The organism is Pseudomonas sp. H1_F01 (genome assembly GCF_054681425.1).
The window spans coordinates 4,055,741-4,069,751 of record NZ_CP162823.1 but is presented as its reverse complement, the minus strand read 5'-3'; the positions used below and the strand labels follow the sequence as shown (position 1 = coordinate 4,069,751).

Below are 14,011 nucleotides of genomic sequence, written 5' to 3'. Positions count from 1 at the left end.
CGGCGCCGCATCGCTCGCTAGCTTTGGGAATTGGGTTTGGTCTTGAGCTTGCCCAGCAGCTTGTCCAGGGATTTCTGGTTCAGCGCCTTGGCCAGCGGGAAGTCCGCGGGCATCAGCGAACCGGCCTGCGGGTCGAGGCAGTGTTCGACCAGCGCCTGCAAACGTTCCAGCAGGCGAGCGGGCAAGCGGCTGTCGGCGTTTGGCGTGACGCTGTGCCACTCGACACGCAACACGCCGTCCTCCAGCCAGGCCACCACCTCACGGGCGTGGGTCACCCGGTTAACCGAGGCCACGTCCGGCGGCGGGGTCAGGCTGCTGGCGCGCAACCAGCCCTCTGGCGTTTGCTCATGCCCCAGGTAGTTGAACAGCACATCACCGTGGCTGGCCGGCAACTCGCCGCGCTGGCGCAGCAAGCCGTAGCCGAGGCCCAGGCCAGGTACGTCACGCAAGGCTTGCTTGGCGTTGCGCACTTGATCGCCCGCGGCGCCGCTGGCATTCACGCGCAGTGGGTAGAGGGTGGTGAACCAGCCGACGGTGCGGCCGACGTCCAGCCCGGCAAACGGTGCGTCACGCCCGTGGCGCTCCAGGTCCACCACGATGTCGCTGCGCTGTTCGGCCTCGGCCAGGGTCGCGGCGAGGGCGGCGATCAGCAGTTCTTCCGGTTGCGTTCGGTAAGCCGCATGGGATTCGGTCAGCCATTGGTGCGTGCGGCTGGCGTCCCAGCGGGCCGACAGGGTCTGGCGTTCGGCGACCGTGGCCATGGGCGGCTGGTTAGCGCCGATCTGGGCACTCCAGTAGCGATGCTCGGCGGCGACCTTGGCGGCATGGGCTTGCAGGTGCTCGCTCCATTGACGATACGAGGTGGTTTTCGCCGGCAACGTCGGGCTCTCGCTACGCTCCAGTGCCGGGTACAACTGCTGGAAGTCTTCCAGCAGCGGCGTCCAGGAAACTGCGTCCACCACCAGGTGATGGGCCACCAGGTATAGGCGCTGCGGGGTGCCTTCCAGCAGCGCCGCGGCAAACAGCGGGCCGTGTTGCAGGTCCAGGCTTTGGGCAACTTGCAGCAGTTGTTCCGGGCGTTTGCAGCAGGTCAGTTGGGCCGCAGCCACTGGTGCGATGTGCGCCTGCCATTGGCCGTCGACGTCGGTGAAACGCAAGCGCAGGGCGTCGTGGTGGGCGACCAGCCGATCCAGCGTGGCTTGGACGATGGCCGGCACCAGGCGACGGTCGCTGTCGGCCAGCACCGATTGGTTCCAGTGCGCGACCTGGACCTGCTGCTGGTCGAAGAACCACTGGTGCAATGGCATCAGCGGCATCGGCCCGGTCACGTCACCTTGTTCGGCCTGGGTCAGCAACGCCGTGGTCACGTGGGCCAGGGCCGCTGGGGTTGGCGAACGGAACAAGTCCCGTGGGGTGAGCGAATAGCCCTGTTCACGCAAGCGCGAGATCAGTTTCAGGCCGAGGATCGAGTCACCGCCCAGGGCGAAGAAACTGTCCGAGGTGCCGACTTCACGGCCACCGGTCAAGGTGTCGCCGAGCAGCTCGCCGAACAACTGGCAGAGCAGGCGTTCCAGGTCGTTGCGCGGTGCCGCGTAGTCCTTCTGGGTGTTCGGCAAGGGCAGGGCGGCGAGGGCCTTGCGGTCGATCTTGCCGTTGGTGCTCAGGGGCAGGGCCGGGATCTGCACCCATACCGCTGGCACCATATAGGCCGGCAGCTCGGCCGCGAGCTGGGTGTCGAGGTCCGGTTGCGCGGCGCTACTGCTGTAGAACGCCACCAGGCGGTTGTCGATGACCAGGGTGCAGGCACCGGTGATGGCCGGCAGGTTCAGCAGGGCTGAGTCGATTTCCCCCAACTCGATGCGCTGGCCGCGCAACTTCACCTGATGGTCGAGACGCCCCAGGTACTCGATGTTGCCATCGGCCAGGAAGCGGCAACGGTCGCCGGTGCGGTACAGGCGATCACCGGCCACGAACGGGCTGGCGAGGAAGCGTTCCTCGGTCAGGTCCGGGCGTTTCAGGTAACCCCGGGCCACACCGACGCCGCCGATGTACAGCTCGCCGATGCTGCCAATCGGCAGCGGTTGCAGGGCCTCGTCGAGGATGTACAAGCGCAGGTTGGCGATGGGTTTGCCGATCGGCACGATTGCATCGTCCGCCGAGCAACGCCAGACCGAGACGTCGATGGCCGCTTCGGTCGGGCCGTACAGGTTGACCAGTGCCGCCGGGTGCTGGCCCATGAAGCGCCGGACCAGGTCCACCGGCAGGGCTTCGCCACTGGCGAACACCTGGCGCAGGCTCTGGCAGTTGACCAGGCTCGGCTCTTCGACAAAGGCCCGCAGCATCGACGGGACGAAGTGCAAGGTCGTGACCCGTTCCTGCTGGATCAACTGGCTGAGGTAGGCCGGGTCGCGATGACCGTCCGGACGGGCAACCACCAGGGTCGCGCCGGTGATCAGCGGCCAGAAGAACTCCCACACCGACACGTCGAAGCTGTACGGGGTTTTCTGCAGAACACGGTCGTTCGGGCCGATCGGGAAGGCGTCCTGCATCCAGTGCAGGCGGTTCATCAAGGCGCCGTGTTCGTTCATCACGCCCTTGGGTTGGCCGGTGGAACCGGAGGTGTAGAGCACGTAGGCCAGGTCGTGGGCTTCGACATTGATCGGTTCGAAGGCGGGTGCTTGGGGCAGGGCGTCGAGGGTCCAGGCTTGATGCCCGACCGGGAGGCGCGACAGCCACTGCGCTTGGGTCAAGGTGACCCGGGCATCGGCGTCTTCGATCAGGAACGCCAGGCGCGCGGCAGGCAACTCCGGGTCCAGCGGCAGCCACGCGGCGCCGGCATGGACGATGCCGAGCAAGGCCACGACCATCTCCACCGAACGCTCCATGCACACCGGCACGATGCTGTCGGTGCCCACGCCAGCGGCGCGCAGGGCGCGGGCGACGGTTTGCGCCCGCTGGTCCAGCTCGGCATAGCTCAGGCGCTGGCCTTCGAACACCAGCGCCGGGGCGTTGGGGCTCAGGGCTGCTTGCTGGCTCAGGGCGGTGTGCAGGTTGGTTGGGCCGCTGTAGTGGCGCTCGGTGGCGTTCCAGCGGTCCAGTTGCTGCTGATCCTGCTGTTGCGGGAACAGTTCGACCAGGGTACGTCCAGGAGTGGCCACCAAGGCGTCAAGCAGCGCGCACCACTGCGCGCTCCAGCGTTGCATCGTCGCTTCGTCGTACAAGGCCGATTGGTATTCCAGCGCCAGCGTCATGTCGCTGCCGTCGTCCTGGATTTCCCAGCTCTGTTCAAACTTGGCGTCGATCACCGGCAGCATCTGTTCTTCGACGTTTAGCCCCGGCCATTGGCTGCTGTCGATGCGGCCGTAGTTGAGGGAGAACAGCACTTGGAACAGCGGCGTACGGTTCAAGTCGCGGTTTTGTGCGATAGCGCCGACCAGGGTGGCGAAGGGCAGGTCAGCATGGGCTTGGGCTGCACGCAGATCGGCCTCGAGGCTGGCCAGCAGTTGCTCGGCCGGGGCCCGTTGGTCGACGTCGCTGCGGATCACCAGGGTATTGACCAGGCAGGCCAGCAACGTCTGGGTTTGCCCATGGTCACGCTGGTCCGCCGGGGTGCCGAGACGAATCTCCCGCTGACCGCTGTAGCGGGCCAGCAGCGCGCTCAGGGCCGTGGCCAGCACCACGTAGGTGGTCGTGCCGCGCTGACGGGCAAACTGCCGGATGGCTTCGGCGCGCTGGGTTCCGAGGCGCACGGTGAGTTGCCGGGCGCGGCGATCGGCTTCGGCGCCGCGTGGGTGGTCGATGGGCAGGTCGAGTTGGTAGTCGTCCTGGCCCAGGTGGTTTTTCCAGTAGTCCAGGCTGTCATTGCGCCGGGCCTGGGTGTCCGGGTGCTGTTGCCACAGGGCGAAATCGACGTAGTCGATTTCCAGCGGAGCCCAGGCGGGCGACTGCCCGTTCAGGCCGGCGGCGTAGGCCTGGGTCAGTTCGTCGATGAGCAACTGCATGGCCCAGCCGTCGGTGGCGCTGTGATGCAGGCATACCAGCAACAGGTTCTCGTCACTGCCTTGGCGTTGCAGCAGGTGCGCCCGCCAAGGCGCCGCGGCGGCCAGGTCGAACGGCGTCATCAGTGCGTTCTGGGCATTGGCACAGGTCGCTGCCCAGTCCTGGGTTGCAACGCCAGTGACCGCGAGCGCCAGGCCGTGGTCGTCGATCAGCAATTGCGGCTCGCCGTCGACTTCGACGATACGGCTGCGCAGCACCAGGTGGCGCTGGCTGACCTGCGCAAAGGCCTCGCGCAAGACCTCGACCTGCAACTCGCCGCGCAAGGTCAGGGCGAATGGCATGTGGTACTCGCGGGACTCCGGTACCAGGCGGCTGAGCATCCAGAACCGGCGTTGAGCCAGGCCCAGGGGCAATTGCGCCGGGCGCGGTTGTGCGCTGATCGACTCACCGGGCATGGCCGCGCGCAGATGCTCGGCCAGGGCCGCGACCGTCGGTTGGGCGAACACCAGCGGCAAGGGCAGGGAAAACCCCAGGCGTTCACGAACCCGGCTGACCAGGCGGGTGGCCAGCAAGGAATGGCCGCCGAGTTGGAAAAAGTTGTCTTCGATGCCGACTTCCGCACCACCCAGCACTTCGCTGAACAGTTCGCAGAGCACGCTTTCAGTGACCGTGCGCGGCGCGGTGCGCGGCTGCTCGCTTTGGCTTTGTGGCAGCGGCGTGGCGGCCAATGCCTTGCGGTCGAGCTTGCCGTTGCTGTTGAGCGGCAGGTTATCGAGCTGCACGAACAGGCTTGGCTGCATGTGCGCGGGCAGGCTGTCACTCAAGTCGGCACGCAGGGTGACCTCATCGGCGTCACCGCACCAGAAACTCACCAGACGCTGGTCCAGCAACAAGGTGGCGGCGTCGCGAACACCGGCCTGTGCCAGCAGCGCAGCGTCGATTTCCCCCAGCTCGATGCGTTGACCGTGCAGTTTCACCTGATGGTCGAGACGCCCCAGGTACTCGATGTTGCCATCGGCCAGGAAGCGGCAACGGTCGCCGGTGCGGTACAGGCGATCACCGGCCACGAACGGGCTGGCGAGGAAGCGTTCCTCGGTCAGGTCCGGGCGTTTCAAGTAACCCCGGGCCACACCGACGCCGCCGATGTACAGCTCGCCGATGCTGCCAATCGGCAGCGGTTGCAGGGCCTCGTCGAGGATGTACAAGCGCAGGTTGGCGATGGGTTTGCCGATCGGCACGATTGCATCGTCCGCCGAGCAACGCCAGACCGAGACGTCGATGGCCGCTTCGGTCGGACCATACAGGTTGACCAGCGCTGCCGGGTGTTGGCCCATGAAGCGTCGCACCAGGTCCACCGGCAGGGCTTCGCCACTGGCGAACACCTGGCGCAGGCTCTGGCAATTGACCAGGCTCGGTTCCTCGACAAAGGCCCGCAGCATCGACGGGACGAAGTGCAACGTCGTGACCCGTTCCTGCTGGATCAACTGGCTGAGATAGGCCGGGTCGCGATGACCGTCCGGCCGGGCAACCACCAGGGTCGCGCCGGTGATCAGCGGCCAGAAGAACTCCCACACCGACACGTCGAAGCTGTACGGGGTTTTCTGCAGAACACGGTCGTTCGGGCCAATCGGGAAGGCGTCCTGCATCCAGTACAGACGGTTCATCAAGGCGCCGTGTTCGTTCATCACGCCCTTGGGTTGGCCGGTGGAACCGGAGGTGTAGAGCACGTAGGCCAGGTCGTGGGCCTCGACGTTGATGGGTTCGAACGCCGAGGCCTGGGGCAGGGCGTCGAGGGTCCAGGCTTTATGCCCGACCGGCAGGCGCGACAGCCACTGCGCTTGGGTCAAGGTGACCTTGGCATTGGCGTCTTCGATCAGGAACGCCAGGCGCGCGGCAGGCAGTTCCGGATCCAGCGGCAGCCACGCGGCGCCGGCATGGACGATGCCGAGCAAGGCCACGACCATTTCCACCGAACGCTCCATGCACAGCGGCACGATGCTGTCGGTGCCTATACCGGCGGCGCGCAGGGCACGGGCGACGGCTTGCGCCCGCTGGTCCAGCTCGGCATAACTCAGGCGCTGGCCTTCGAACACCAGCGCAGGTGCGTTGGGGCTCAGGGCTGCTTGTTGGCTCAGGGCGGTGTGCAGGTTGGTCGGGCCGCTGTAGTGGCGGTCGGTGGCGTTCCACTCGATCAGTTGGCGGTGACGCTCTGCCGCCGGCAGCGGTGTCCAATCGCCGAGGCGGGTCCGTGGCGCTTCGAGCATCGCCTCCAGCAGTTGTTGCCATTGTTCCAGCCAAAGCCGGGCCGTGGTTTCGCTGAACAGCGCGGCGCGGTACTCCAGCAACACCGACAGCACCTCGCCGTCATGCACTTCCCAGTTCAGGTCGTACTTGGTGGCCTGGGCGGTCACGGCGCGTTCGCTGACCCGCAACTGCGGCCATGGCTGGCTCGACGAGTCGGCGTTCTGCATGGCGAACAACACTTGGAACAGCGGCGTCTGGCCGAGGCTGCGCGAAGGCTTCAAATGCTCGACAACCTGGTCGAAGGGCACGTCCTGATGCTGCTGGGCATCCAGCACACGGTTGCGCACCTGGTTGAGCAAACCTTCGAAGTCCAGCGCCGGATCAAGGTCGGCACGCATGACCACGGTGTTGACGAAGCAGCCGATCAGCGGCTGCAGCTCGGCGAATGGACGCTGGGCCACCGGGCTGCCAACCCGTACATCGCGCTGGTTGGCGTAGCGGCCCAACAGCAATTGCGCGGCGCCGAGCATGAGCATGTACAGGGTGGCACCGCGGTGCTGGGCGAACTGTCGCAGGCGTTCCACCAGGACGGGCGGCAATTGCAGTTGGACCGCGCCGGCCGCCGGGGCGAGCTGGGTTGGCCGGCCCTGTTCGGTTGGCAGGTCCAGTAGGTAGTCGCCGTCCTCCAGTTGGTTGCGCCAGTATTCCAGTTGGCTGCTGAACGCGGTCTGTTGACCGGGTTCGCGCTGCCAGAGGGCGTAATCGGGGTATTGCAGCGCCAGCCCTGGCAGTGCTGCCGGGGCGCCCTGGCACTGGGCGGTGTAGCACTGTCGCAGTTCATCCAGCAGGTTCTGGCTGGAGGCGTCGTCGGTGGCGCAGTGGTGCACGTTGAGCAACAGCAGCGACTGGGCTGCGCCGCTGCGTTGCAATAGCGTGGCACGGACCGGCACTTCGGCGGCGAGGTCGAAGCGGCGGCCGGTTTCGGCGTGGATCACCGCGTCGGTCAGTTGCTGCCATTGCTCGTCGCTGGTCGCTTGCAGTGCCGTCACCTGCAGGCTGATATCGACCTGGGGTTCGATCACCAGCGCCAACTCGCCATCGCTATCGCGCACGATGCGGCTGCGCAGGATCTCGTGGCGCTGGACCACGCTGTTCAAGGCCGTGTGCAGGGCCTGGACGTTGAGTTCGCCGTCCAGTTGCACGGCGCTGACCACGTTGTACTCGCCACCGCCGGTGCTCAGTTGTTCAAGGAACCACAAGCGTTGCTGTTCGAACGACAGCGGCAGGCGCGCCGGACGCGCTGCCGGGACAAAGGTCGCCGCCGGGGCTTGCAGGGGATCGCCCAGCAGCGCGGCCAAGGCGTCGAGGGTCGGGTGTTCGAACACCGCCCGCAACGGCGGCACGCTGGCGAACTGTTGGCGCAGGCGGGCAAACAACGTCGCCGCCAGCAGCGAGTGGCCGCCGAGGTAGAAGAAATGGCTGTCACGGCCGATCTGCGACGACGGCACCTTCAGCAACTCGGCCCACAGGGCAGCCAGTTGCTGTTCGGCGGCGCTGCGGGGTGGATCGAGGGCGTCTGGCGCGGCTTGGATGTCCGGGGCCGGCAAGGCCTTGCGGTTGAGTTTGCCGTTGTCAGTCAGCGGCAGTTCATCGAGCAGTACGAATGCCGAGGGCACCATGTAGTCGGGCAGGGCGGCGCCAATGGCTTTGCGCCAGGCATGGATGTCGGCCTGCTGGTCGCACGTCACATAGGCGACCAGGCGCTTGTCGCCGGGCACGTCTTCACGGGCCAGCACCACGGCCTGGCGCACGCCCGGTTGGGCGCCGATCAAGGTTTCTATTTCCCCCAGCTCGACACGGAAACCACGGATCTTCACTTGATGATCCATGCGTCCCAGGTATTCGAGCTGGCCGTCGGGCAACCAGCGCACCAGGTCACCGGACTTGTACATCCGTGCCCCGGCCACGGTGGAGAACGGGTCTTCGATGAACACCTTCGCGGTCTGCTCGGCGCGGTTGAGGTAGCCCAGGGTCACGCCGGCACCGCCGATGTGCAGTTCCCCCGGGACGCCCACCGGCATCGGGTTGAGGAAGGCATCGAGCACGTAGGTGCGCACGTTGGCGATGGGCCGGCCGATGATTGGCCGCAGCGGGAAGTCATCCACCGCGCAACCAGTGGCATCCACCGTGCATTCGGTTGGGCCGTAGGTGTTGAAGAAGCGGCTGCCGGCAATCGACGGCAGGCGTTGCCACAGTTGTGCGTCCACCGCATCGCCACCGAACAGCACGAAGCGCGGCAGGTACACCTCGCCACGCCGAACACCGTCGCTTTCGAGCAGGGCCTTGAGCTGTGCCGGGGTACATTCGAAGGCGTCCAGGCGGGTGTCGCGGAAGAATCCAGCCAGGGCCTCAGGGTCGTAGCGCACGTCTTCCGGGGTCAGGTACAGGCTGTGGCCGTCGAGCAACAGGATCAGCTCGGCCACCGAACTGTCGAAGGCGAACGAGTAGTTGAAGCTGGTACGCATCGGCTGGTCGGTGTAGCGGCGATACAAGCCATGGATACGCGCCCAGGCCAGGTTGACCACCGAACCGTTGGTCACCAGGGTGCCCTTGGGCTTACCGGTCGAACCGGAGGTGTACATGATGTAGGCCAGGTCTTGCGGCCCGGCGAGCGGGGCAGGGTTGCTGTCCGGCTGGTTGGCGAACAGGGCTGCGTCGCTGTCCAGGCGCAAGCGCGGCAGTTCGGCGCCCAACTGTTCCAACAGGCCTTGCTGGCCGAGCAACAATGCCGGTTGCGCGTCTTCGAGCATGTACGCCAGGCGATCCACCGGGTAGGTCGGGTCCAGCGGCACATAGGCGCCACCGGACTTGAGAATGCCCAGCAGGCCGACCAGCAGTTCCAGCGAGCGCTCGACACACAGCGCCACCGGGCTGTTGGCGCCGACGCCCCGGCTGCGCAGGTAATGCGCCACCTGGTTGGCGCGCCGGTTGAGTTCGCCGTAGCTCAGGCTGCGGCCTTCGAAGCACAGGGCGTCACGCTCCGGGGTGCGTTCGGCCTGTTGTTCGAACAACTGGGCGAAGGTCAGGTGCGTTGGCACCGCCATCTCGGTGCGGTTCCACTCGACCACGGTGCGTTGCCATTCGACGTCCATCAGCAACGGCAAGGCGGCGACCGGGCGTTGGGGCTCGGCGAGCATGTGTTCGAGCAGATGTTCCAGGCGCGCCAGGGTCTGGCGGGCGCTGTCGGCGACGAACAGATCGAGGGCGAACATCAACTCCAGCTGGATCGGCGCATTGGCCGGGCACAGCACGTGCAGGTCCAAGTCGCATTCGGAATGTCGCAGCGGCGTGTCCAGCGCTTCGAATTCCAGCCCGGGGAAGCGCAACCGCGACTCCATGGCCAGTTGCTGGGCGACCATCACCTGGTACAGCGGCGCATGGCTGAGGCTGCGTGGCAGTTGCAGGCTGTCCACCAGTTGCTCGAAGGGCAGGTCCTGGTGCCGCAGGCCACTGCGCAGACGTTCGGCCACCTGTTTGACCAGGGCGCTGAAACCGACTTGCGGTTCGAAGTCCGCGCGGATCGCCAGGTTGTTCAACAGTATGCCCAGCAGGCCTTCAGTGCCCGGCTGTTCACGGTGGGTGACCGGGGTGCCGACCAGCACCGTGGCATCGCCGCTCAAACGGTGCATCAGCACGGCGAAACCGGCGAACAGGACGGTGAACGGCGTGGTGCCGAGGCGACTGGCAAAGGCCTGTACCCGGGAGCTGAGGTCGGCGCTGAGTTCACGCTGCACGATCCCGGCGCGGTAGCTTTGCACCGACGGCCGTGGATGATCGGTGGGCAAGGCCAGCAGCGGGCTGGCGTCGCTGTCGCGCCGGTCGAGGGTGGTGGTCCAGTAGTCGAGTTGGCGCTTGAGTTCGGCGCCTTGCAGGTGTTCGCGCTGCCAGAGGGCGAAGTCGGCGTATTGCAGCGGCAGGGCCGGCAGTTTGGCAGGGGCGCCGTTGCAACGGGCTTCATAACCCAGGGCCAGTTCGCGCAGGGCGATGGTGGCCGACCAGGCGTCCGAGACCAGGTGATGCAGGGCGATGCCGAGCACGTGCTCGCCCGGCGCCAGGCGTAGCAAGCGCGCACGCAGCAGCGGTGGGCAGGTCAGGTCGAACGGCTGCTCGAAGGTGTCTTGCAGGGCATTGAACTGCGCGCCGGCGCGAGCGGTGGTGGTCAGCCCCGACAAGTCTTCGAAGGGCAGCGCGATGTCCAGCGCTGGGCTGATGCGCTGGCACGGCACGCCGTCGGTGCTGTGGATGCCGGTGCGCAGGATTTCGTGGCGCAGCAGCAGGTCGTTCAGGCTGGCGTGCAGCGCCTCGACATTGAGTTCACCCTTGAGGTGCAGGGCGAACGGGATGTTGAACAGGGTGGTGCCCGGCGTCAGTTGCTCGATGAACCACAAGCGTTGTTGCGAGAACGACAGCGGTAGCAGCGCCGGGCGTGGCTGGGCCTTGGGCACGCTGATCGCGCTGGCTTGCGGCGCGGCGGCCTGGGCCTGGCGGGCGGCGATGGCCACGGCCAGCAAGGCCACGGTCGGCTGTTCGAACAGCACCCGCAACGGCAGGTCGAGCTTGAACTGGGTGCGCAGGCGGGCAACGATCTGGGTCGCCAGCAGCGAGTGTCCGCCGAGGGTGAAAAAGTTGTCTTCCACGCCAACGGTGTCGCGCCCCAGGACCTCGGCCCAAATCGACGCGACGGTGGTTTCCAGCGCGTTGCGCGGGGCGATGCTTTGCTGGGTGTCGGCCTGCCAGTCCAGCTCCCGGGCGGCCAGGGCCTTGCGATCGACCTTGCCGTTATTGTTCAGGGGCAGTTTGTCCAGGCAGACAAAGGCCGCCGGCACCATGTACGGCGGCAGTTGCGTGCGCAGGTGTTCGCTCAGGCCGTCGCTGCCCAGGGTTTCGTCATGGGCCGACCAGTACGCCACCAGCCAGGCTTCGCCGACGGTGTTTTCCCGCAGCAGGACGGCGGCTTCGCGTACGTTGGGGTGCTGGGCGAGACGGTGTTCGATTTCCGTCAGTTCGATCCGGTGCCCGCGCAGTTTGACCTGCTGGTCGCGGCGGCCGAGGTATTCGATCACCCCGTCTGCACGCCAGCGTCCCAGGTCACCGGTGCGGTACAGGCGACCTTCGAGTTGAGGGTGGTCGATAAACGCCTCAACGGTGCGCTGCGGGTCGTGCAGGTAACCGCGGCCAACGCCGACGCCGCCGACACAGATTTCCCCGGCCACGCCCACCGGCACCGGGCGCAGGGATTCGTCCAGCACATACAGGCGGTTGTTGGCGGTCGGCTGGCCGATGGGCATGTGGCTGACCTCGGCCCCCGGTGCTTTGAGGATCGGCTGGAAGGCCACGTCGTCGGCGCACTCGGCCGGCCCGTAGGCGTTCATCAGGGCAATGTCGGGGAACCGTGCGAACCAGTCACGGGCCACGGTCGGCGGCAGGGCTTCGCCGGTAGGCAACACCCAGCGCAGGTCCGGCAGTTGCAAGTCGCACGGGCACAGCGCGAGCAAGGTGCGCATCAGGCTCGGGACGATTTCCAGCACGTTCAGGCGCTCGCTGGCGAGCACCTGCAACAGGCGTTGCGGGTCGTGGGCAACTTCATCCGCAAGGATGTGCACGGTGGCACCGAGCACCGGTGCGGCAAGGAACTGCCACACCGAAATGTCGAACGCCACCGAGGCAGTCTGGGGAATCCGGTCGGCGGCGCTGAGCCCCAGGGCCGGTACTTTGCCGAAGATGTTGTTGAGCATGCCGCGCTGTTCGATCATCACGCCCTTGGGCGTACCGGTCGAACCCGAGGTGAACAGCACGTAGGCCAGGCTGTCGGGGCTGGCGAGCACCGGCAGTGGCGCGTCGTTGCCGGACGTCCAGCAGGCTTCGGCGAACAGCGCCTCGGGTGCCTGGTCGAGGCCGCTGAGCAGTTGATCGAGCAGGCCGCTGCAGGCTTCGCTGGCGACCAGGAGCGGGGCGCGGGACAGCCCGAGGATTTCCCGCAGGCGCTCGGGCGGGTGATTGACCTCAAGGGGCAGCATCGCCGCACCGGCCTTGAACACCGCCAGCATCATGCTCAACAGCGCCAGGCCACGGGGGGCCACCAGCGCGACCAGTTGGTCTTCAACTGCGCCGGCCTCGCGCAGAGCGTGGGCCAGGCGCGTGGAGCGCAGGTCCAGCTCGGCGTAGGTCAGCGACTCCCCGTCGCAGGTCGCGGCGATCTGTTCGCCGCGCTGAGCGACCTGGGCGGCAAACAGCTCGGCGTAGCTTTGCTCCAGCGGAAAATCGTGGGGGTTGAGCGCCCACTCGCCCAGCAACTGCTGACGTTCGTCGGCGGCCAGCAGCTCAAAGCTGGCCAACGGCGCCTCGGGTGCGGCGAGCATGTTGCGCACCAGGCTGGCGATGTGGCCCAGCAGGCGTTGCACGGTGGCGGCTTCGAAACGTTCGCGGTCATAGGAGACGCGGATGCCCAGCTGTTCGCCCGGCAGGATCACCACGGTCAAGCCGTAGTGGGTGTGCACGCTGTGGTCCATGCCTTCGAGGCTGAACTGGAAGCCGCCTTCGAGGATCTGTTCGTCGATGGGTGCGTTTTCAAATACCAGGATGCTGTCGAACAGGGTCTCGCCCCGGGGGAAATCGCTCCAGCCCTGGATGTCGGTCAAGGGCGTGTGTTCGAAGTCGCGCATGTCGACGTTGAGCTTTTGCAAGTCGCCCAGCCAACTGCCGAGCGAGGCGCTCGGGTCCACCGAAACCCGCAGCGGCAAGGTGTTGATGAACAGGCCGATCATTTCCGCGACACCGGTCAGGTCGGCCGGGCGCCCGGCCACGGTGACGCCGAAGACCACGTCCTGTTGCCCGCTGTAGCGTGATAGCAGCAGCGACCAGACGCCCTGGAAGAACGTGTTCGGGGTGATCCGGCGACTGCGGCAGAACGCCGCCAGTGCCTGGGTTTCCTGTTCGTCGAGGTGAATCAGTTGGTCGTCCACCAGCACCGCATCGGTGTAGCGGTCGCGGGTCACGCCGTTGTCCACGGTCAGCGGCGTGGGGGCATTGAGACCTTGCAGCTGGCCGCGCCAGAACTGCTCGGCCTCGCTCGCGTCCTGGCGTTGCAGCCACTGGATGTAATCGCGAAACGGCCGAGGGCTTTTCAGCTCCGGCGTGCGGTCGTTGCACAGCGCTTCGTAGACTTTGAGGAAGTCCACGGTCACCAGGGAAATGCACCAGGCGTCCATCAGGATGTGGTGGAAGCTGCGAATGAACTCGTAGGACTCATCGCCCAGGCGTACCAGCCGGAAGCGAATCAGCGGTGGCTTCGACAGGTTGAAGCCGACTTTCTGCTCGTCTTCCAGCAACGTGCGGATTCGCGCTTCCTGCTCATGGGGGGCGAGCCCGCGCAGGTCGAGGGTGTCCAGCGGTACCTTGACCTGGCGATGGATCACCTGCACCGGTTGCTTCTGGCTTTTCCATTGGAAACTGGCGCGCAGGGAAGGGTGCAGCGCCACCACCTGGCGCCACGATTCGAGGAACGCCCCTTCATCGATAGCCCCGCCGATGCGGTAGCGATCCTGCATCAGGTACACACCGGAGTCTTCGTGCAGCAGGGAGTGGAACAGCATCCCTTGTTGCAGCGGCGACAGCGGGTAAATGTCTTCGATCGGGTTACCGGTGGTTTTTTCGGTGGTCATTGAAAGCGTCCTGCGTAAAAAGGGGCAACGGTGATGGCGGGGCGACG

1 protein-coding gene is annotated in these 14,011 nt (G+C 66.3%); it reads right to left on the bottom strand.

What is annotated here, in order from left to right:
- Nucleotides 1-17: 17 nt before the first annotated feature.
- Nucleotides 18-13,964 carry a non-ribosomal peptide synthase/polyketide synthase gene (locus AB4O09_RS18405; RefSeq protein ID WP_460107332.1) on the bottom strand — a complete coding sequence of 4,649 codons (13,947 nt, stop codon included), beginning with the start codon at nucleotides 13,962-13,964 and terminating at the stop codon, nucleotides 18-20.
- Nucleotides 13,965-14,011: the final 47 nt, after the last annotated feature.